Genomic DNA, 21,021 nt, shown 5'->3' on the forward strand with positions numbered 1-21,021 from the left:
GGTGAATTCACCTTGGGGTTCCGCTCATCCCATCCGTCTTACTCCACGAACGTACCCGCCGCCGCCACGTACGTCGTTGTGTCCGCACTCCGTGCGGATGACGCCGCGTCTGCGGTAACGCTCTCCTGACAGGTTTCCCATGTACGACTTCCCCAGCCGTGGCCGTGCGCCGCGCCCGTCCCGCCTGTGCATCGCGCTGCTGGCCGCCGGTCTGGCCGCCACCGCACCTGCCGTCTTCGCCCAGTCCACGCCGCGCAGCGCCGCCGCCGTGCAACGCTTCGACATTCCCGCGCAACCGCTGGATGAAGCACTGCGCAGCTACATGCGCCAGTCCGGCGTGCAGGTGGCCTATGCCGCCGCGCTCACCTCCGGGCGCACGTCGCAGGCGGTCGATGGCACCCTGTCGCCCAGCCAGGCGCTGTCGCAGTTGCTGCAGGGCACGGGGCTGCTGGCGCGGCCGGTGGGCCCCGATGCGGTCACGCTGGAAGCCGGCGCACCGGTGCAGGCCGGCGATGATGTGATCGTCACCGACACGCTCAGCGTGGCCGGCGAGCAGATGCAGGGCGGTGCGGTCAGTGACGAAGCGCGCCTGCTCGACAGCTACCGCACGGTGGGTTCGACCAGCACGCTCAACCGCACCACGCTGGAGCGCTTCCGCGGCACGTCCACCGGCGACATCGTCAAGGGCGTGGCCGGTGTCACCGCGAGCGATCCGCGCGTGGGCAACGGTTTCGACGTCAACATCCGTGGCATCCAGGGCCAGAGCCGGGTTCCGGTCATCATCGACGGCGGCCAGTCCAGCATGGATACCTACCGCGGTTACGCCGGCCAGTCGCAGCGCACCTACCTCGACCCCGACCTGATCTCGCGCCTGACCATCACCAAGGGCCCCAGCCTGCAGGCCAACGCCTCCGGCGGCATTGGTGGCGTGGTCGAGATGGAAACGCTGAACGTGGATGACGTGCTGCGCGAAGGCCGCGACGTGGGCGTGCGTGTGCGCGGCGGCCTGGCCAACGGCAGCGCCAACAACCTGCCCGGCTACGATGCCGCGCCGCGCACCGACCGCAGCGCCACCGGCAGCCAGTTCTTCAACGTGGCCGCTGCTGGGCACTGGGATCGCTTCGACCTGGTGGCGGCCTACGCCTACCGCGACAACGGCAACTACTTTTCCGGCAAGCACGGCTACGACGATTTTCCGCAGACCCGGCGCACGCTGGCGCCGCTGAACCCGCCGCGCACCGAAGTGTTCAATACCTCCTCGCGCTCGGAATCGGCCCTGCTGAAGGGCACCTGGCGCATCAATGACGCGCAGACCCTGGAACTGGGCTATCGCCGTTACGAAGGCACGGCCGGCGAGATCATGGCCTCGCAGATCATCCGTGTGGACCGCGACCGTGTGCCGCAGTGGGACCCGGGCCACGTGGACATGGACAGCTACAGCGCACGCTACCGCTTCAACCCGGACAGCGAACTGATCGACCTGCGCGTGAATGCCTGGTACACCGACGCCGACAGCGTGATGTACAACAGCCTGACCGGCATCACCCCGTGGTATTTCGATCGCCCGACCCAGTGGTACGACGCGCCCAGCTTCAGCGGCAACCCCGGCTACAAGGACGCCTACCGCAACCCGCTGCGACAGAAGCGCTTCGGCCTGGATGCCAGCAATACGTCGATCTTCGACACCAGCGCCGGCCGCTTCACCCTCGATTACGGTCTGTCCTACAGCGATGAAGACATCGCGCCGGGCAGCTCCGGACCGATCATGCACGATGACCTGGTCAACAACCGCTTCCTGCGCAACGCCTGGCGCAAGGAATACAGCGCGGTGGCCGCGCTGAAGTGGGAGCCCAACGAACACTGGGAACTGATGGCCGGTGGCCGTTGGAACCGCGTGGACGTGCACGACCGCAACCGCCTGGCCACGGTGGACGCCTATGAAGTGCAGGGCCAGTACCGCTACACCGAGCTGCTGAACGGCAACCCGGCGCTGCCGTCGTGGCGCGCACAGCGCATCGCCCTGCTGAACTGGTACCCCGACGCCAACGGCAACTTCACCCAGGCCTCGCTGCTGGCCTCGCCGTACAAGAAGGGCACGGTGGCCGACATCGGCGGATGGAACTTCTACGACGCCGATGCCCCGGAAGACAATGAAGTGCCGGTCAGCTGGACCTGGTCGCAGCCGATCCGCCGTCGCGACAGCGCGTTCTCGCCCACCGCCAGCGTGGCGTTCCGCTTCAGCGAAGACGCCATGGTCTACCTGAAGTACGCCGAAGGCACCAAGCTGCCCAGCCTGTTCGAGACCACCCTGGGGCTGTTCACCGCCGCACGACCGGTGGCCGAACTGAAGCCGGAAACCGCACACAGCTGGGAACTGGGCGCCAGCACCATCCACCACGACCTGTTCACCGCCGGCGATCGCTTGGCACTGAAGCTGGCCTACTTCGATACCCGCATCGACGACCTGATTACCCGCGATTACCGCACGCTGTCGGCCGGGCTGATCCGCAACATCGATCGGTTCAAGGTGTCCGGCCTGGAATTCCAGTCCAGCTATGACAGCGGCATGCTGTTTGCCGATCTGTCCGCGCACTACTACTTCAAGGCCAAGACCTGCGCACCGGACATCGCGGCCGAACGCCGTGCCTATGGCGTGCAGCGCAAGAACGCCGAACTGGCGGCCACCCCCGATTGCGTGGACGGCGGTTTCGAAGGGTCCTACACCAATACGCAGAACCCGCCGCGCTACATGGTCAACCTGACCCTGGGCTCGCGCCTGTTCGACGAACGCCTGACCTTCGGTACCCGCGTGGTGCACAACGCCGGGCCGATCAGCAAGCTGGACAAGGAATGGAACGTGGGCCTGTCGGCCATCCAGCAGCTGTACCGTCCGACCACGCTGGTGGATGTGTTCGCCAGCTGGACCTTCAACGACCAGCTGTCGGTGGAAGCGAACGTGGACAACCTGACCGACCGCTACTACCTGGACCCGCTTGCACTGGGCGTGATGCCGGCCCCGGGCCGCACCGCACGCCTGGCGGTGACCTGGCGGTACTGATCGGCCGACCGGCACCGGGGTCGGATCCCTTTCCTGCGGAAAGGGCTCTGACCCCGGACTGCGCCGTTACAGGCCGCGCGCGGCCTTCACCGCATCTTCGTGCAGCGCTTCATTCAGCTCATCCACCACGGTGGTCCAGGCGGCGTCGGCTTCCAGCGATTCGGCCAGGAACTGGCGCTGCGCATCGGTCCAGTACGGCGCGTCGGCCACTTCCACTTCGGTGGCCAGCTGGTGGCTGCGGATGAACTGGGCGATGCCTTCGGCGCTGGCATCCAGGCCCAGCTGCAGGAACAGGTTGGTCATGCGCGGTTCGGTGGTGATCATGGTCGCTACCTGGCGGGTTGGGAACCTGCATTATCGACGCTGGCGGGCTTGGGGAAATCCCCCGTTCAGACGTCTACTGCACGACGCATTCCCGGGTTCCCCTGCATGACCGCCTCCGTGACTTCCGAAACCAGCCGCAGCGTGCGGCTCAAGACCGCCACCCGTGACAGCCATGGCGCACTGGACAAGCGCATCATGGCCGGCGATATCTTCGCCAACCGCGGTAATTTCGCCCGCTTCCTGCGCGTGCAGTACCGGTTCCACCGCAGCATCGACGCGCTGTACGCCAACCCGGCGCTGGATGCGCTGCTGCCGGACCTGCACGAGCGCCGCCGCCTGCAGCAGGTACGGCGCGACCTGCAGGACCTGGAGCAGAGCCTGCCCGGTACCGATATCGCCGCGCTGGGCGATGACCTGTCCCTGCCGGCCGCATTGGGCTGGCTGTACGTGGCCGAAGGCTCCAACCTGGGCGGCACGGTGTTGTACAAGATGGCCGCGGCGCTGGGCTTGGACCGCGACTTCGGCGCGCGTCACCTGGCCGCGCACCCCGATGGCGCCGCGCGCCACTGGCGCGAATTCACCGCTGCGCTGGATGCCGTGGTGCTGACCGCTGAACAGGAGCAGCAGGTGATCGACGCGGCCGATACGGCCTTCCGCAGTGTGCATGGCCATGTCGAGCGGGAGTTCTGCTGATGGCTGACAGGCCGCTGCAGGCGCACGCCTGATGCGCTGGCTGTGGTTCGTGCTGGGCTGGCTGATGGTCGGGTTGGGGGTGATCGGCGCGCTGCTGCCGGTGATGCCCACCACCATCTTCCTGATCCTGGCCGTGGGCTGCTTCGCGCGCAGTTCGCCGAAGTTCGAGCAGCGCCTGCTGGCGCACCCGCGCTATGGCCCGTCGCTGCGCCTGTGGCGCGAACAGGGCGCGGTATCGCGCAAGGGCAAGGCATTCGCCAGCGCGGGCATGGCGCTGGGTTTCGCCCTGTTCTGCTGGGGCGCGCACCCGTCCTGGCGCCTGCTGCTGGGCGTCGGGCTGTTCTTCGCGCTCAGCGCCGGCTACGTGCTCAGCCGCCCGGCGCCACGCCCCGATCCCACGCCGCGCCTGCAGATGGACGCGGCCGACCTGCGCGCCGGCCGCCGCCGCGCCGCCCCTGCTGCTGATGATGGACGTAACGATGATGCTGCCTGCTGACCTGGCTCCGATGGCCCCCACCGCTCTGACGCCCTGGGCGATGTATCTGGCCGCCGATGTGGTGGTGAAGGGCGTGATGATCGCCCTGGCACTGGCCTCGCTGGCCACCTGGACCGTGTTGCTGGCCAAGGGCTGGGAGCTGCAACGCCAGGCGCGTGCGCTGCGCGCGGCACGCGCGCTGTTGCTGTCTGCGCCGCAGCTGCCTGCGCACGAGGAGGGCGGCATGCTGGGGCAGGGCACGGCCGCGGCCATGTTGGCCGCAGCGCGCAGCGAACTGCAGCTGTCTGCCGGTCTGGGCGAAGGCGCAGGCATCAAGGAGCGCGTGGCTTCGCGCCTGGACCGCATCGAACTGGAGGCGGCACGCGTGCAGCGCCGCGGCATCGGCGTGCTGGCCAGCATCGGTGCGGTGGCACCGTTCGTGGGCCTGTTCGGCACGGTGTGGGGCATCATGAACAGTTTCATCGGCATCGCCCACAGCAACACGACGAACCTGGCCGTGGTCGCACCGGGCATCGCCGAGGCGCTGCTGGCCACCGCGTTGGGTCTGGTGGCGGCGATTCCGGCGGTGCTGGTCTACAACCACTTCAGTCGCGTGCTGGCGGGTCTGCGTGGCCTGCTGGGCGATCTGTCGGCGGGCGTGCAGCAGCTGGTCTCGCGTGACCTGGACCGCGCTGCACAGCGCGCCATCGGTTGAGGCAGGCATGGCGATCAGGACCGCGTCCGAGCGTGACGACACGCCGGAAGAGGCGCATGAAATCAACGTCACCCCCTTCATCGATGTGATGCTGGTACTGCTGATCATCTTCATGGTGGCCGCACCGCTGGCCACGGTATCGGTGCCGGTGCAGCTGCCGGCCAGCAGCGCGCAGGCGACGCCCGGCGAGCAGGCGCCGGTCTATGTGACCGTGCAGGCCGATCTGTCACTGCGGGTGGGCGAGCAGGCGGTCACCCGCGACGGGCTGGCCACCGCGTTGCAGGGCGCCACCCATGGTGATGCCGCACAACGCATCTACCTGCGCGCTGACACGCAGGTCGCCTACGGTGAACTGATGGCGACCCTGGATGCATTGCGTGCGGCGGGCTATCTGAAGGTGGCACTGGTGGGCCTGGAGCAGGGCGCGCGATGAGCACACTGCGGCGCTGGGCGACCAGCCTGGCGATCGTGCTGCTGGTGCACGCGCTGCTGATCAGCGCGGTGTGGTGCTGGCATGCACGCGCGCCAGCGGTGGCTGCGGTGGCGCCGCCGGCCGCGTTGATGCTGGAACTGGCGCCGATGGCACAGGCGCCGCCTGCACCGCCGCGCGAGGTCGCCACCGGGCCGCTGCAGCAGCAACAGCAGCGGCAGACACCGAAGCCGGTGCAGCACGCACACCCCAAGGCGCCGCCGCAACCGCAGGGCGATCTGCCGCCGCCGCGTGCGCCGCAGCCGACGCCTACGGCGGACACCGCCGATGCCAACGTTGCGCAGACCAGCGCGCCGCCGCAGGTCGCTGCCGAGGCGGCGCAACGCTACGCAGCGGCGCAGACCACGGCGGGGCAGCGCAGCGCGGCCAATGCCACCTGGCAGGCCCTGCTGCTGGGACACCTGCAGCATCACCGGCGCTATCCACGGCAGTCCGAGCGCCTGCGCCAGCAGGGCGTTGCGTATGTCCGCTTCGCGGTGTTCCGCGATGGACGGGTCTCGGCGGCGCGTATTGAACGCGGCAGTGGCCATGCGCTGCTGGACCAGGAAACGCTGGATACCGTTGCGCGTGCCAGCCCGGTGCCGGCGCCGCCGGCTGAAGTGTCGGGCGACCCGGTGCAGGTGATGGTGCCGGTGTCGTTCTTCCTGCGCGGGCGCTGACCGCATCCACGCATGGCGTCGATCTACTGCAGGGTCGGCTCCCTTTCCGCCGGTAGAGTCGAGCTTGCTCGACTGCTCTTGCAAGGCCAAAAGCAGTCGAGCAAGCTCGACTCTACACATCGGTTCCCGCATGGCGTTACAGCAGCGGCACCAGCAGCAGCGCCACGATGTTGATGATCTTGATCAGCGGGTTGATCGCCGGGCCGGCGGTGTCCTTGTAGGGATCACCCACGGTATCGCCGGTCACTGCGGCCTTGTGCGCGTCGCTGCCCTTGCCGCCAAAGTGGCCATCTTCGATGTACTTCTTGGCGTTGTCCCAGGCGCCGCCGCCGGTGGTCATGGAAATGGCCACGAACAACCCGGTCACGATCGTGCCGATCAGCAGGCCGCCCAGCGCGCGTGGCCCCAGCAGCAGGCCGACCACCACCGGAACCGCCACCGGCAGCAGCGAAGGCACGATCATTTCGCGGATCGCCGAGCGGGTCAGCATGTCCACGGCCTTGTCGTACTGCGGTTTGCCAGTGCCCTGCATGATGCCGGGGATGTCGCGGAACTGCCGGCGCACTTCTTCCACCACGGCGCCTGCTGCGCGGCCGACCGCTTCCATCGCCATCGCGCCGAACAGGTAGGGAATCAGCCCGCCGATCAGCAGGCCGATGATCACCGTGTGGTCGCTCAGGTCGAAGCGGAATTCCTGGCCGGGATTGGCCGCCTGCAGGTTGTGGGTGTAATCGGCGAACAGCACCAGCGCGGCCAGCGCCGCCGAGCCGATCGCATAGCCCTTGGTGACGGCCTTGGTGGTATTGCCCACCGCATCCAGCGGATCGGTGATGTCGCGGATGTCCGAAGGCAGCTCGGCCATCTCGGCAATGCCACCGGCGTTGTCGGTGATCGGCCCGTAGGCATCCAGTGCCACGATCATGCCGGCCATCGACAGCATGGCGGTGGCGGCGATGGCGATGCCATACAGGCCGGCCAGCGCGTAGGCGCCCCAGATCGCCGCACACACGGCCACCACGGGCAGGGCGGTGGACTTCATCGAAATGCCCAGGCCAGCGATGATGTTGGTGCCGTGGCCGGTGGTCGAGGCCTGCGCCACGTGCTGCACCGGCTTGTACTGGGTGCCGGTGTAGTACTCGGTGATCCACACGATCAGACCGGTAAGCACCAGGCCGATCAGCGCGCAGCCGTACAGGGCGATCGGCCCGTGCACGTTGTCGCTCATCAGCCCGGTGGTGATCGGATAGAACGCGATGGCCGCCAGCACGCCGGACACGATCACGCCCTTGTACAGCGCGCCCATGATCGAGCCGCCTGGCTTCACCTTCACGAACAGCGCGCCGATGATCGAGGCGATGATCGACACCCCGCCCAGAACCAGCGGATACAGCACCGCGTTGGCGCCGGCTTCGCTCAGCATCAGGCTGCCCAGCAGCATGGTGGCGATCACCGTCACCGCATAGGTTTCGAACAGGTCGGCGGCCATGCCGGCGCAGTCGCCCACGTTGTCGCCGACGTTGTCGGCGATCACCGCCGGGTTGCGCGGGTCATCCTCGGGAATGCCGGCTTCCACCTTGCCGACCAGATCGGCGCCGACGTCGGCGCCCTTGGTGAAGATGCCGCCGCCCAGTCGCGCGAAGATCGAGATCAGCGACGAGCCGAAGGCCAGGCCCACCAGCGCGTGCAGGGCCTGGTCCATCGACAGCCCCAGCCGCAGCAGCAGCGCGTAGTAACCGGCCACGCCCAGCAGGCCCAGGCCGACCACCAGCATGCCGGTGATCGCGCCGCCGCGGAACGCCACGTCCATCGCCGCGCTGATGCCATGGCGCGCCGCTTCGGCCGTGCGCACGTTGGCCCGCACCGACACATTCATGCCGATGTAGCCGGCCGCGCCGGACAGCACCGCACCGACGGCAAAGCCAATGGCCGTGTACCAGCTCAGGAACACGCCGACCAGCACGAACAGCACCACGCCGGCCACGCCGATGGTCAGGTACTGGCGGTTCAGATAGGCGCGCGCGCCTTCCTGGATCGCCGTTGCAATGGCGACCATGCGTTCGTTGCCGGTGGGTTGGCGCAGGATCCAGCGCGCCGAGACGATGCCAAACAGGATGGCGAGGACAGCGCAGCCCAGCGCCAGTGACAGCCCATGACGTTCCAGCATTAGACCCCTCCGCAGATTGGATGGTGAGCATCCAGTGGCGATGAACTTCACCACGAAGGGGACGACGGGCTGCAGCCTGGAACCAACCCGTGCCGACCATGACGGTCGTCCAACGTATGGCGGTGTTCAGCATTCCCTGGTGCCCGCAGTATGCGTCCCACCACTTGTAGAGTCGAGCCATGCTCGACTACCCCTTGCCACCGAGCGTGACGCCCCCCTTTGCACCCCGTTAAGCCACGCTCTGCAAGCCTGCGCACAGTCCCGTAGGAGAACGCCCATGCGCCTGTCCCTGTTGATGATCGCCGTCCTCGCCCCGGCGTTGCCGGCGCTGGCGGCCGAAACCCCGGAGCTGCAGCGCGCCGTCGGTGCGCCGCAGGCGGTAGGCGCCACGCACACGCTGCGGCAGATTCCCGAAGCCTGCGCACGCCTGGAAGGCGCTTTCACCGGCCAGGCAGCCGAGCCCTACCGCTTCGCCGCCGTGCGCACCAGCGAGCAGTGCCAGCCGCGCGCGCGCTTCGTCGACTACGCCAAGGCCCAGCCCAGCGCGGCCAAGGGCTGGAAGCTCAATGATGTGATCCGCGTACCCAACGCGGCCTGCCCGGCGCAGCAGGCGGTGGTGCGCGTGTGGCGGCTGCCGGTGAACAACACCCAGGCGCTGGATGGCCAGGGCCAGTCGCGCATCTATCTGGAAGAAGCGAAGAAGCAGGCGGCCGCCGGCAAGATCCCGCAGGTGACGATGTTCGCCGCGCAGTTGCAGATGGAAGGCAAGGCCTGCCCGTAGACCGCGGGGTCAGAGCCCGTTGCAGGCAACGGGATCCGACCCCGGTTCGGAACGGGCGTCTAGCCTTCGAACGCCGGCAGCTTCTTCTTCACCGCCACGTTCTTCAGCGTGACGTACTTGGGCAGGCCATTGCTGCCATAGGGCAGCGGTGCTTCGCCCTTGATCAGCGGCGACAGGTAGGCGCGCGCCTTGGCGGTGATGCCGAAGCCATCGCGGCGGATGAAGCCGGCCGGCATCTTCTTCTCGTGGTTGGCGATCTTCGACAGCGGCGCGGCCTCGATCTTCCAGCGGTAGGGCGCATCGCTGCTGCGCACGATCACCGGCATCACCCCGTTCTGGCCCTTCAGCGCCAGCTGCACGGCGGCCTTGCCCACCGCCTGCGCCTGTTCCCAGTCGGTCCTGCTGGCCAGGTGGCGGGCCGAGCGTTGCAGGTAGTCGGGCAGCGCCCAGTGCACCTTCAGGCCCAGCTGGTCCTTCACCCGGCCTGCCAGGTGCGCGGCCACGCCGCCCAGCTGCGAATGCCCGAACGAATCCTTGCTGCCACCGGCGTCGGCCACGAAGCGGCCGTCGGCAGTGGCGATGCCTTCGGAGGCCACCACCACGCAGTAGCCCACCCGTTCCACCACCGCCTTCACCTTGGCCAGGAAGGCGGCCTCGTCGTAGGCGCGTTCGGGCAACAGGATGATGTGCGGGGCTTCGTCGTCGCCATTGCCGGCCAGGCCGGCGGCGGCCGCCAGCCAGCCGGCGTGGCGGCCCATCGCCTCGTAGATGAACACCCGGGTGGAGGTCTCGGCCATGGCTGCCACGTCCAATGCCGCTTCGCGCACGGAAACGGCGGTGTACTTGGCGGCCGAACCGAAGCCCGGGCAGGTGTCGGTCACGGCCAGGTCGTTGTCGATGGTCTTGGGCACGCCGATGCAGGTCAGTTCGTAGCCCGACGCCTTGGCCAGCTGCGAAACCTTCAGCGCGGTGTCGGCCGAATCGTTGCCGCCGTTGTACAGGAACCAGCGCACGTCGTGCGCACGCAGCACGTCCAGCAAGCGGTCGTAACGGGCACGGTCGGCCTCGAGCGACTTCAGCTTGAATCGGCACGAGCCGAAGGCGCCGCCCGGGGTATGGGCCAGCGCGCGGATGGCCGCGGCACTCTCTTTACTGGTGTCGATCAGCTCTTCGCGCAGGGCACCGAGGATGCCGTTGCGGGCGGCCAGGACCTTGATGCCCTTGGCCCGGGCCTGTTCGATGACGGCCGCCGCCGAGGCATTGATGACTGCGGTGACGCCGCCGGACTGAGCGTAGAGGAGGGTGCCATTGCGCATGCTTCTACCTGCTGGTACGAGGGGACATTGCAGGGACATTACCCGGATGCGGTAAAGTGGCGCTATTGCGGTGCAGCGATACCGGCCCGTCCGGTGCGCGAACCTTCTTTGTTTTCAACACGTTGGAGTCAGGTCAATGCGATTGGTTCTGTTGGGACCGCCCGGTTCGGGCAAGGGGACGCAGGCGACGCGCCTGAAGGAAAAGCTGGGCATCGCCCACATTTCGACCGGTGACATGCTGCGCGCGGAAATCGCCGCGGGCTCGGAACTGGGCAAGCAGGCCAAGGCGGTGATGGATGCCGGCAACCTGGTGTCCGATGACATCCTGCTGGGCATGCTCGAGTCGCGCCTGACCCAGGCCGACGTCGCCAAGGGCTTCATCCTGGACGGCTACCCGCGCAACGTGGCCCAGGCCAACGCGATGGACGGCCTGCTGGCCAAGATCGGCAAGCCGCTGGACGCGGTGGTGCAGCTGGACGTGGCCACCGAGCTGCTGGTCGAGCGCATTGCCGGTCGTGCCCAGGAGCAGGGCCGCGCCGACGACAACCCCGAATCGGTGCGCCAGCGCCTGCAGGTCTACAACGACCAGACCGCCCCGGTGGTCGACTTCTACGCCGGCCGCGGCACCCTGGCCCGCGTCGATGGCGTGGGCGAGCTGGACGAGATCGAAGCCCGCATCCTGGCGGCGATCCAGCACTGAGTCCGGCGGGCCGGCCATGCTGCCGGCTCCTTCGGGTACAAAAAACACAGGCCTGATCCTTGCGGATCAGGCCTGTGTCGTTTCATAGGCGCCAGCGAAAGGCTTGCTCAAGGCCCCGCAGCATGAGCTCCCTTGGGGATGGCCTCTTGGGGAGTAGGACCGGTTCGGGTACTGCGGCTGGCGTTCTGAATTGTGTACGGGTTCACATAACATCGCTATCAGGAATTCCCCGACAGACGATTGGACTTTTCTCATAGTGGATGTAGGACTTGTCTGACCCTGATGCTGACAATGGCCCGATACAGCCGTGATCGGTCACAATCCCCGCTCATGAGCAACGTACATATCCTTGCAATCGCCGGCACCTTCATGGGCGGCGTGGCCGCGCTGGCGCGGGAACTGGGCCATGCGGTCAGTGGCAGCGACCAGGCCATCTACCCGCCCATGTCCACCCAGCTGGAACAGCTGGGCATCACCCTGGACCAGGGCTACCGGGCCGACAGCGTGCCGGCCGGCACCGACCAGGTGGTGGTGGGCAACGCCCTTTCGCGCGGCAATCCGGCGGTGGAAGCGGTGCTGGACCAGGGCCAGCGCTACATCTCCGGCGCGCAGTGGCTGGCCGAACAGGTGCTGCCGGGGCGCGACACGCTGGCCGTGGCCGGCACCCACGGCAAGACCACCACCACCACCATCCTCACCTGGTTGCTGGAAAGCGCCGGCCGCGCGCCCGGCTTCCTGATCGGCGGGGTGGCCGAGGACTTCGGCGTGTCCGCGCGGCTGGGCCAGGGCCGCGAATTCGTGGTCGAGGCCGACGAGTACGACACCGCCTTCTTCGACAAGCGCAGCAAGTTCGTGCACTACCGGCCGCTGGTGGCCATCCTCAACAACCTTGAGTACGACCACGCCGACATCTTCCCCGACGTGGCCGCGATCCAGCGCCAGTTCCACCACCTGGTGCGCACCGTGCCCGCGCGTGGCCGCCTGATCGTCAATGGCGAAGACCCGTACCTGGCCGAAGTGCTGGCCATGGGCTGCTGGACCCCGGTCGAGCGCTTCGGTTTCGATCCGTCGCTGGAGTGGCATGCCGAACTGCTGGCCGCCGATGGCAGCGCCTTCCGCGTGCACCATCGCGGGCAGGCGCTGGGCGATGTGCAGTGGTCGCTGCTGGGCCGCCACAACGTGCTCAACGGTCTGGCCGCGCTGGCCGCCGCGCATGCCGTGGGCGTGGCCCCGGCCGAGGTGATTCCTGCGCTGGCGCGCTTCCGCAGCGTCAAGCGCCGCATGGAAGTGATCGGCAGCCATGACGGCATCACCGTCTACGACGACTTCGCCCACCACCCGACCGCGATCGCCACCACCCTGGAAGGCCTGCGCGCCAAGGTGGGTGATGCGCGCATCGTGGTGGCGATGGAGCCGCGCAGCAATTCGATGCGGCTCGGCGCCCACGCGCAGGCACTGGCGCCCTCGCTTGCACTGGCCGACGAGGTCGTGTTCCTGCACCGCCCGGAGCTGGCCTGGGATGCCGCCGCGGTCATTGCCGCGGTACGCGGCACGGCGCACGCGGTGCCCGATACCGATGCCCTGCTGGCGCGGTTGCAGGCCGACGTGCGCAGCGGCGACCACGTGGTGTTCATGTCCAACGGTGGCTTCGACGCCGCGCCGCGCCGGCTGCTGGCCGCGTTGCAGGACCGATGAGCACCGATACGACCCTGCCGCTGTTCCCGCTGCACACCGCGCTGGTGCCCGGCGCGGTGCTCGGCCTGCGCGTGTTTGAACGGCGCTACCTGGATCTGGTGCGCGACTGCGGGCGCAGCGGCGAAGGCTTCGGCGTGTGCCTGATCCTGGCGGGCCAGGAAGTGGGGGAGCCGGCCACCCCGGCCGCCTACGGCGTGCAGGTGCGCATCGAGGATTTCGACGTCGGCGCCGATGGCGTGCTGCAGCTGCGCCTGCGTGGCACCCGCCGCTTCCATGTCGAACGCACGCGGGTGCGCGACAACGGCCTGGTGGTGGCCGACGTGCGCTGGTGCGACGAAGATCCTGACGACGAACTGCGGCCGCAGCATGCATTGCTGGCCACCGTGCTGGGGCACATCATCGAACAGGCTGGCGAAGCCTATGCGCCGGCCAACCCGGCCCTGCTGGACCAGGCCAGCTGGGTGGGCTGGCGCCTGGCCGAACTGCTGCCCTTGGCCGAGCAGCAGCGCCTGCAGCTGCTGCAGCTGGACGACCCACACGAGCGCCTGCAGCAACTGCTGGGCTGGATGCCGTAAACCCCTGCGTTTGGTAGGTGCGCACCTTGGTGCGCACGCTCGGCATGCCATCCACGCATGGCGTGGATCTACCGGATGCCGTAGAGGCCTGCGTTTGGTAGGTGCGCACCTTGGTGCGCACGCTCGGGGTGCCATCCACGCATGGCGTGGATCTACGCCGCCCTGCGTTTGGTAGGTGCGCACCTTGGTGCGCACGCTCGCGGTGCCATCCACGCTTGGCGTGGATCTACTCCGCCGGCGCGGTCTGCAACCGCAGCACCGGCAGCCCGGTCTCGCGCTGCACGTCCTCGCGCTGTGGCAGGCCCTGCACGGCATCCTTCACCGCGTTGAAGGCCGGATCGACGCCGCGCACCGGGTGCCACATGCCGATCCATTCGAAATGCCGCTCGTAGCGCAGGGTCTGCGCACTGCCCATCCACAGCGGCACGGCACCGGGCTGCAACCGCACCGGTGCCGGCCACAGACGCAGCACATAGCGCTCATCCGGTCGCGCACCCTGGCGCACCATCAGCAGCGCTTCCACCCGCGTGTCCAGCGTGGCCGGCAGCACCGGCAACTCGTCGGCGCCGGTGTTCTTGTCCAGCATCAGCAGCGCTTCTTCCCAGCCGGCCTGCGCCTGCACCTGCCAGCCGCGGGCTTCCAGCTGCGCCTGCAGCGGCGCCAGCGGGCCAGCCACCTGCACATCCAGCGGCCAACGCTGGTCATCGTCGAATTCGTTGCGGCGCGCCGGCAGGCTTGCCCAGTCGCGCTGCCACCAGGCCTGCAGATCCATCGCCAGCGGGGCAGGCAAGGTCGGCTCGAAGCGCTGCAGCTTCACCGGAATGTTGCGCGGGGCGTACCACATGGCGGCCAGCGCGAACACGCCATAGAACAGCCAGGCCACCGGCTTCACCCAGAACGAGCGGTTGAAACGGCGGCGGTAGGCGATGCCCAGCACCAGCAGCCAGAACGTGCCGAACAACATGCCGCCGATCACATCGCTCAGCCAGTGCGCGCCCAGGTACAGGCGGGCAAAGCCGATCAGGCTGACCACGATGCCCGACACCAGGTACGGCCACACGCGCGTGCGCCCCGGCATCTCGCGCGCAATCAGCACCGCGAAGAAGCCGAAGGTGATGGTGGCCATGGTGACCGACACCGAGGGGAAGCCGAAGCCGCTGCTGGCATCCAGCGGGCGCACCACGTCCACGGTGGCACCCAGCAGCATTGTCAGGGCCAGGCCGAAGGCCAGCGCGGCCAGCCAGTGTGCGGCGGCCATCCAGCGCCGGCGCCACACCAGGTAGCCCATGCCGGCAGCAGTAGCGGGCAGCAGGACCTGCCAGGCGCCCAGCGAGGCCAGTGCCGCCATCGGGTAGTCGGCCAGCGGGTTGCGCAGCGCCAGCATGGCCTGGTGCACCCAGAGGTCGACCGCCAGCGGTTCGCCGTGCGCCACCACTACCGTCAGCAGGGCGAACCAGCCCCAGCCCAGCACCAGCAGCATCAGCGCCAGCATTGCCAGGGGCACCGATTCGCGGCGCTTCGGGTCCAGTACGCCCACCGTATAGCGGCCCAGCGTGGGGTGGCGGTTGGACCAGTCCAGCAGCCGTGCCAGCCAATGGTCCATGCGCGCGGCCGACCAGCGGTAGCCATACAGCACCAGCGCCCAGACCACGCCCATCAGCACCACCAGCAAGCCGATGACCACCACCAGCCGCCCGGCCACCGCAGCGACCGCGTCATAGGCTTCACCCAGCACCCAGCCGGGCGCCAGGAACAGCAGCGCCCAGGAAATGCTGGCGATGCCGCTGGCCTGCACGTAGCGGCTGGCCGGCATGTTCATCATGCCGGCGATGGCCGGCACGAACGGCCGGATGGCACCGACGTAGCGGGCCACCAGGATGCTCTTGAACGCATTGCGGCGGAACAGGTTCTCGCCGCGGTCCAGCAATTGCGGGTAGCGGCTGAACGGCCACACCCCGCGCAGGCGATCGCCCCAGCGGCGGCCGATCCAGTAGCTGATGCCATCACCGGCGAAGGCACCCAGTGCCGCTGCCGCCACCGCATACGGCCCGGAAATCTGCCCCAGGCCGATGAACACGCCCACCGCGAACAGCAACGGCAGTGCCGGCACGATCGCGCCCAGAATGATGACCGCATCGCAGAAGGCGATCAGAAAAATGACCGCGCCCGCCAGAACGGGGTGAGCGGCAATCCACGCGAGCGTGGCGTCGATCCATGAAGAGTCCATTGCACGATTATAGAGGCGTGAAGGTGACTGGTTCCCAGCCGCTTCGTGACCGTTTGCAACGGCCGCCATCGCCTAGAATGGCCTCATGCCGTACACGCCCGACGCTCCATTTCACGCTTTGAAGGCCGACAGCTTCGGCCGCATCCTGCTGGTAGAAGGCCCGCACGGCCGTTTCGTACGCCGCGATCTGGGCGCCACGCCGCTGTGGCTGCGGCTGCCCGCCTGGTGGCTGGCCCGCCGCGAAGCGCGCGCGCTGCAGCACATCCACGGCATGGCCGACGTGCCGCAGCTGCTGGCCTGGAACGGCCACCACCTGGACCGCAGCTTCATGGCCGGCGATGCCATGTACCAGCGCCCGCCACGCGGCGATGTGGCCTGGTTCCATGCCGCGCGGCGCCTGCTGCAGCAATTGCACCGCCGCGGCGTGGCCCACAACGACCTGGCCAAGGAAGCGAACTGGCTGGTGACCGAAGATGGGCGTCCGGCGCTGATCGACTTCCAGCTGGCGGTGATCGGCCACCCGCGATCGCGCTGGATGCGTCTGCTGGCGCGCGAAGACCTGCGCCACCTGCTCAAGCACAAGCGCATGTACTGCCGTGAAGCGCTGACCCCGGTGGAAAAACGCGTGCTCAAGCGCACCTCGTGGGTACGCGAACTGTGGTTCGCCACCGGCAAACCGGTATATCGGTTTGTCACCCGGCGCATCCTGAAGTGGGAAGACAACGAGGGGCAGGGGCCCAAGCCGTGACCGCAGCGCGTGTGCGGACCCGGGTGCCCGGCGCGGACAGTGTGCTGCACGCGCAGCTGCCCGGTGCCGACTTCGTGCATGCCTGCCAGGTGCAGACCCGGCGCGACGGACGCACCGCCCTGCAGGCCTACCGCGACATGGCGGCCACCATCCCAGGGTGGTTCGATGGGCTGATGGGCCTGCGCAACCGCGGCATGGCCTTGCTGGGAATGAAGGACCTGGGCTCGCTGCGCGCGGTGCAGGCGGCCGTGGCCCCGCGGCCTGGCCAGCGCCTGGGCATCTTCACCCTGCAGTCGCTGGACGACGATGCCATCGTGCTGGAAGACGACGACCGCCACCTGCGCGTGCAGCTGGCCCTGCAGTGGCGGGGCGATCTGCTGGAAGTGGCCACGGTGGTGCATACCCACAATGCGTTCGGCCGCGTCTACATGCTGCCGGTGGCGCCAATACACCGCCTGATCGTGCCGCACCTGCTGCGCCGGCAGGTGCAGGCGTACCGTTGACGACAAACCCCCGGTAGCGCCGGGCCATGCCCGGCGGAACAGTAGATCCACGCGATGCCCGGCGGCACAGTAGATCCACGCCACGCGTGGATGCAGCACCCGTCGAGCAGGCTCGACGCTACCGCCCCGTCACGGGGCGGCCGGCACCAGCTGCTGGCCGATGAAGTTGCGCTGCCCATCGAAGTCGTAGCCGATCTGCAGGTGGCCCACGTCGGGGCAGGCATGGCAGTCGCGCAGCGGCGTGCGGTACAGCAGGCGGATGCCATCGCCATCCAGCGGTGCGGTGCCGGCGGCCTGTGCCGGTGGGAACGGGGTGGCCTGCGGGTTGGCCTGCAGCACCGCCTGCACCGCCGGGTCGGCACGCAGGGTGTCATCCAGCTGCACGGCATCCACGTCGATCCGCTTGCCGGATGCATCGACCAGACGCGTGCCTTCGTTGGTATTGGCGCGGAACGGATAGGCCACCGTGGCCACACCCAGACCATCGTGCTCATGCCAGGCGGTCACGTAGGCCAGCTCGCCCGCGCTGGAAAGTTGGCCCGCCGCGGCAACGGCATCGGCGCTGGCCCCGCCATCGCGCATGGCCTTGGCCAGGCAGTCTCGGGTGGCCGCGCTGTCGCCCTGTCGGCACGCGTTGAGGTCGCCATCCCAGACCACCGCTTCGCTCCAGCGCAACGACCCATCGGCGGCCTTGGATGCCGCAGGCGCATCACCGCCGGCCGCGTCGGTGCCAGGTTCCGGAGGGCGGCCCTGGCAGGCGGCCAGCAGGGCCAGGCTCAGGGTTGGCAGCAGCAGACGGGAACGGCGCATGGCGTACACCTCGTGCGTTGACCGGGGCGCCAGTATCGTCAACGTGCGGTGAACCCGGCGTCGGCGCGGCATACTAGCGGCTCATTGCATACGCTGGAGTGTGGAACGTGGGCAGTCTGCAGGGCAAAACCCTTTTCATCACCGGCGCCTCGCGTGGCATCGGCCTGGCGATCGCGCTGCGTGCGGCGCGCGATGGCGCCAACGTGGCCATCGCGGCCAAATCGTCGGTGCCCAACCCGAAGCTGCCCGGCACCATCCACAGCGCCGCCGAAGCGGTCACCGCCGCGGGCGGGCAGGGCCTGGCGCTGAAGTGCGACATCCGCGAAGAAGACCAGGTGCAGGCGGCCGTCGCCGCGGCCGTGGACACCTTCGGCGGCATCGACATCCTGGTCAACAACGCCAGTGCGATCTGGCTGCGCGGCACCCTGGACACGCCGATGAAGCGCTTCGATCTGATGCAGCAGGTCAACGCGCGTGGCAGTTTCCTGTGCGCGCAGGCCTGCCTGCCGTACCTGCTGCAGGCGCCCAATCCGCACATCCTGACCCTGGCGCCGCCGCCCAGCCTGGACCCGAAATGGTGGGCACCGCATACCGGCTACACCCTGGCCAAGATGGGCATGAGCTTCGTCACCCTGGGCCTGGCGGCCGAGTTCGGCCCCCAGGGCGTGGCGGTCAATGCGCTGTGGCCGCGTACCGTCATCGCCACCGATGCGATCAACATGATTCCCGGCGTGGATGCGGCGGGCTGCCGTACCCCGCAGATCATGGCCGACGCCGCGCACGCGGTGCTGGTGCGCGAAGCGGCGGGTTTCCACGGTCGCTTCCTGCTGGACGACGAGGTGCTGGCCGAAGCGGGCGTGACCGATCTGTCCGGCTACGCCGTCGACCCTTCGCGCGCGCTGCTGCCGGACCTGTTCCTGGACTGATGTGCGGCCGCTGATCTGCGGCAGGCGTCAAGGACCGCGCCTGCCACGGATCGTTAGAATGTTCGGCTGGAACCGATTTCAACAGGGATGTGGTCGTATGGATACGATGCTGCGCATTGCAGCCTTCGGGTTGCCTGTCGCCTTGGCGCTGGTGCTGGTGGCGTGTCGCGGCACGTCGGCCGGCGCCGATGCAGCGGGCGCGGCCGCCGAGCGCAAGCTTGAACACTACGTGGGCTGCTTCAATGCCCTCGATACGCGCATCCTGCTTGGAACGCGGCCGTACATGTACTGGATGGATGATCCCAGCGTCGGCCCATCGGGCCTGGAGACCGACCCGGTCGGCCCGGCGGACATCACCCCGCGCGAACTGAAGGCCTGCGAAAAATCCTTTGCTGCCGGCTTCGCCGCGCAGCCGGCCCTGCCGGCGCTGGACGCATCGGCCAAGACCTATCTTGCCGCGCTGCGCCGGTTGCAACCCCTGGCCCACGAGGCGTCGGCCTACTACGCAAGCGGCGGATACCGGCGCGATGCGTTCGCCCGAGGCAAGGCGTTGCACGTCCCCCTTTCGGATGCATTGACCGATTTCATGCTGGTCAGCATGCACTTCAGCGAGGCGCTGGACGCTGAAGTCGAGCATGCCACGCGTGCTCGCCTGAGCGGCATGGAAGCCCGCAGCGGGCGTACCCGCGAGTATTACCGGATCGCCCTGCTGCTGGAGGCGCGCATCCTGCGCAACGACATCACCGAGGAAGAAGAGTTCAACGTGGAGGTGGCCGGCCCGCGCGTGGCCGCATTTGCCGCGCTGGTCGATGAAGCACGTAGAAGAATGCCGCACATCAAGGGTGGTGGGCAGGAATGGGACGTCATCGGCGTGCCTGCCGCAGCGTACCTGCAGGAAGCGAACGTGCGACTGCAGTTGATGACGGCGCGCGCGCGTCTTCCCCGCGAACAGCAGCCCCTGCTGGACGCCACGATGCTCGACAGCGGCTCGGCGCATGCCGTGGAGCAGGCCTACGAGGCGCTGCAGGCCGCTGCTGCGCAGTAAGGTGCCACGCAGATCCAGGTGCACCGTGCACCCCACGGGGCGGGATCGCCCCCATTACCTTCAGCAAGGAACTGACATGAACACGCACCCTTTGCATACCACAGTGCTGGCCGCCGCAGTCCTCCTTTGTCTGGCCGCGTGCAGCAAGCCGCCGGGCAATGCCGCCGCCAGCGACCCGGCGGGCAAGCCCGCCGAGGACACAACCCGCTCGGCGGCCGATGAGGCCGAGCAGGCGCTGACCGCCAAACTCAACGCCTACATCGACTGCTACAACGATGTGGACAGTGGGATCCATGCGGGCATCAAGTACTACAGCGGCTGGATGAAGGATCCGCAGGCCGGGCCCAGTGGGCGCGAGGAGCGTCCGATCGGGCCGCCCGACCTGACCGCCGACGATCTGAAGGCCTGCGATGCGCATATCGCCAGCGCCCGGGCGGCGAGACCGCCGCTGCCAGAGCTGGACACCGCCGCCCAGGCGTACCTGGAAAGCCTGCATGCGCTGCAGCCGCTCACCCATGCGGCAAGCGACTACTACGACCGCGAGGACTACCAGGATGACGCGTTCGCGCGCGGCAAGGCCATGCATGGGCCCCTGATGGCCGCGCTGTCCACGTTCGCCGAGCGCAGCCAGGCGTTCAGCGATGCGCTGGAGGCCGAAAACAAGGCCCAGCAGGATGCTGCGATCGAGGACATGAAGCAGCGCGGTGAACTGAACCGCGAGTACTACCGCATGGCAATGATGCGCGACGCCGAAGCGTTGCTGCAGTCGTTGCTGGAAGAACCGGTGGACATCGCGCAGGCGCAGGCGCGCCTGGACACGTTCAACCGCATCTCCGACGAGGCGCATGCCGCGGTGGGCGAGCAGGAGCCCGACCGCATGCAGTGGGCCAGTTTCGAGAGCGATGCTGAAGCGTTCCGGCGCGATGCGAAGTGGCGCCTGGAGCGGGTGTCCGGCAAGCGCCCCTTCACCGATATCGAAAAGAAGTGGCTGGCGCAGGGCTCTGACATTCCCAGCGGCTCGCCGGGCAAGCTGCTGCAGGCCTACAACGTGCTGGTGGGCGAGAGCAACCGGCAGTAAGTGCGGCCGGCTCCCGGCGTAGACCGCCGGGAGCCCATG

At 68.3% G+C, this 21,021-nt stretch carries 20 protein-coding genes; 15 read left to right on the forward strand and 5 right to left on the reverse strand.

Annotated elements, in window-relative coordinates; translation table 11 throughout:
* Positions 1–139: 139 nt before the first annotated feature.
* Complete coding sequence (locus AC06FA_RS16080; RefSeq protein WP_478069182.1) at positions 140–3,058, forward strand: TonB-dependent receptor; 2,919 nt, start codon at positions 140–142, stop codon at positions 3,056–3,058.
* 66 nt (positions 3,059–3,124) lie between these two features.
* On the opposite strand, the gene AC06FA_RS16085 is transcribed toward AC06FA_RS16080, so the two are convergent.
* Positions 3,125–3,382 (reverse strand): DUF2789 domain-containing protein, encoded by a 258-nt coding sequence (locus AC06FA_RS16085; RefSeq protein WP_478069183.1) that lies wholly within the window; start codon positions 3,380–3,382, stop codon positions 3,125–3,127.
* A gap of 105 nt (positions 3,383–3,487) precedes the next feature.
* Between AC06FA_RS16085 and AC06FA_RS16090 the strand changes: the two genes are divergently transcribed.
* Genes AC06FA_RS16090 through AC06FA_RS16110 form a run of 5 tightly spaced genes read left to right on the forward strand, consistent with a single transcriptional unit; the run spans position 3,488 to position 6,414 of the window.
* Positions 3,488–4,075 carry a biliverdin-producing heme oxygenase gene (locus AC06FA_RS16090; protein ID WP_478069184.1) on the forward strand — a complete coding sequence of 196 codons (588 nt, stop codon included), beginning with the start codon at positions 3,488–3,490 and terminating at the stop codon, positions 4,073–4,075.
* A gap of 31 nt (positions 4,076–4,106) precedes the next feature.
* Entirely contained in the window at positions 4,107–4,571 is a 465-nt protein-coding gene (locus tag AC06FA_RS16095; protein WP_478069185.1) for a YbaN family protein, read from the forward strand.
* Positions 4,558–5,265 (forward strand): tonB-system energizer ExbB, encoded by a 708-nt coding sequence (exbB, locus tag AC06FA_RS16100; RefSeq protein ID WP_478069211.1) that lies wholly within the window; start codon positions 4,558–4,560, stop codon positions 5,263–5,265. The genes AC06FA_RS16095 and exbB overlap by 14 nt, the downstream gene beginning before the upstream one ends.
* A gap of 7 nt (positions 5,266–5,272) precedes the next feature.
* Positions 5,273–5,698 carry a TonB system transport protein ExbD gene (gene exbD, locus AC06FA_RS16105; protein ID WP_478069186.1) on the forward strand — a complete coding sequence of 142 codons (426 nt, stop codon included), beginning with the start codon at positions 5,273–5,275 and terminating at the stop codon, positions 5,696–5,698.
* A complete protein-coding gene (locus AC06FA_RS16110; protein WP_478069187.1) occupies positions 5,695–6,414 on the forward strand; it encodes an energy transducer TonB in 720 nt (239 codons plus the stop codon). The genes exbD and AC06FA_RS16110 overlap by 4 nt, the downstream gene beginning before the upstream one ends.
* A 136-nt stretch (positions 6,415–6,550) precedes the next feature.
* Here the strand turns inward: AC06FA_RS16110 and AC06FA_RS16115 are convergent, their stop codons facing one another.
* Entirely contained in the window at positions 6,551–8,578 is a 2,028-nt protein-coding gene (locus AC06FA_RS16115) for a sodium-translocating pyrophosphatase (protein ID WP_478069188.1), read from the reverse strand.
* A 277-nt stretch (positions 8,579–8,855) separates the two neighbouring features.
* On the opposite strand from AC06FA_RS16115, the gene AC06FA_RS16120 reads away from it, so the two are divergent.
* The gene (locus AC06FA_RS16120; RefSeq protein WP_478069189.1) at positions 8,856–9,359 is read left to right on the forward strand and encodes a hypothetical protein; all 504 of its coding nucleotides are present in this window, start codon (positions 8,856–8,858) and stop codon (positions 9,357–9,359) included.
* A 59-nt stretch (positions 9,360–9,418) separates the two neighbouring features.
* Here the strand turns inward: AC06FA_RS16120 and AC06FA_RS16125 are convergent, their stop codons facing one another.
* The gene (locus AC06FA_RS16125; RefSeq protein WP_478069190.1) at positions 9,419–10,675 is read right to left on the reverse strand and encodes a 6-phosphofructokinase; all 1,257 of its coding nucleotides are present in this window, start codon (positions 10,673–10,675) and stop codon (positions 9,419–9,421) included.
* 136 nt (positions 10,676–10,811) lie between these two features.
* Here AC06FA_RS16125 and AC06FA_RS16130 point away from each other — a divergent pair, with 136 nt between their 5' ends.
* The 3 genes from AC06FA_RS16130 (at position 10,812) to AC06FA_RS16140 (ending at position 13,645) form a co-directional block, all read left to right on the forward strand.
* On the forward strand, positions 10,812–11,375 hold the full coding sequence (locus AC06FA_RS16130; RefSeq protein WP_108750628.1) for an adenylate kinase: 564 nt from the start codon (positions 10,812–10,814) through the stop codon (positions 11,373–11,375).
* Between the two features lie 330 nt (positions 11,376–11,705).
* The gene (gene mpl / locus AC06FA_RS16135) at positions 11,706–13,070 is read left to right on the forward strand and encodes a UDP-N-acetylmuramate:L-alanyl-gamma-D-glutamyl-meso-diaminopimelate ligase (RefSeq protein WP_478069191.1); all 1,365 of its coding nucleotides are present in this window, start codon (positions 11,706–11,708) and stop codon (positions 13,068–13,070) included.
* On the forward strand, positions 13,067–13,645 hold the full coding sequence (locus tag AC06FA_RS16140; RefSeq protein WP_478069192.1) for an LON peptidase substrate-binding domain-containing protein: 579 nt from the start codon (positions 13,067–13,069) through the stop codon (positions 13,643–13,645). Before mpl ends, AC06FA_RS16140 begins: the two co-directional genes overlap by 4 nt.
* Positions 13,646–13,871: 226 nt before the next feature.
* Here AC06FA_RS16140 and AC06FA_RS16145 read toward each other — a convergent pair whose 3' ends face one another.
* On the reverse strand, positions 13,872–15,872 hold the full coding sequence (locus AC06FA_RS16145) for a bifunctional DedA family/phosphatase PAP2 family protein (protein WP_478069193.1): 2,001 nt from the start codon (positions 15,870–15,872) through the stop codon (positions 13,872–13,874).
* A gap of 85 nt (positions 15,873–15,957) precedes the next feature.
* Here AC06FA_RS16145 and AC06FA_RS16150 point away from each other — a divergent pair, with 85 nt between their 5' ends.
* Both AC06FA_RS16150 and AC06FA_RS16155 read left to right on the forward strand, forming a co-directional pair.
* Positions 15,958–16,620 (forward strand): serine/threonine-protein kinase, encoded by a 663-nt coding sequence (locus AC06FA_RS16150; RefSeq protein ID WP_478069194.1) that lies wholly within the window; start codon positions 15,958–15,960, stop codon positions 16,618–16,620.
* Entirely contained in the window at positions 16,617–17,123 is a 507-nt protein-coding gene (locus AC06FA_RS16155) for a DUF2867 domain-containing protein (RefSeq protein WP_478069195.1), read from the forward strand. Before AC06FA_RS16150 ends, AC06FA_RS16155 begins: the two co-directional genes overlap by 4 nt.
* Positions 17,124–17,252: 129 nt before the next feature.
* Here the strand turns inward: AC06FA_RS16155 and AC06FA_RS16160 are convergent, their stop codons facing one another.
* Positions 17,253–17,933, reverse strand: coding sequence for a hypothetical protein (locus AC06FA_RS16160; RefSeq protein ID WP_478069196.1), 681 nt, complete (start codon positions 17,931–17,933; stop codon positions 17,253–17,255).
* A gap of 107 nt (positions 17,934–18,040) precedes the next feature.
* Between AC06FA_RS16160 and AC06FA_RS16165 the strand changes: the two genes are divergently transcribed.
* The 3 genes from AC06FA_RS16165 (at position 18,041) to AC06FA_RS16175 (ending at position 20,982) form a co-directional block, all read left to right on the forward strand.
* The gene (locus tag AC06FA_RS16165; RefSeq protein WP_108763472.1) at positions 18,041–18,859 is read left to right on the forward strand and encodes an SDR family oxidoreductase; all 819 of its coding nucleotides are present in this window, start codon (positions 18,041–18,043) and stop codon (positions 18,857–18,859) included.
* Between the two features lie 97 nt (positions 18,860–18,956).
* Positions 18,957–19,904 (forward strand): DUF3829 domain-containing protein, encoded by a 948-nt coding sequence (locus AC06FA_RS16170; protein ID WP_478069197.1) that lies wholly within the window; start codon positions 18,957–18,959, stop codon positions 19,902–19,904.
* A gap of 76 nt (positions 19,905–19,980) precedes the next feature.
* Positions 19,981–20,982 carry a YiiG family protein gene (locus AC06FA_RS16175; protein ID WP_478069198.1) on the forward strand — a complete coding sequence of 334 codons (1,002 nt, stop codon included), beginning with the start codon at positions 19,981–19,983 and terminating at the stop codon, positions 20,980–20,982.
* Positions 20,983–21,021 lie beyond the last annotated feature (39 nt).

It is taken from the genome of Stenotrophomonas sp. Steno-C17 (assembly GCF_056393165.1).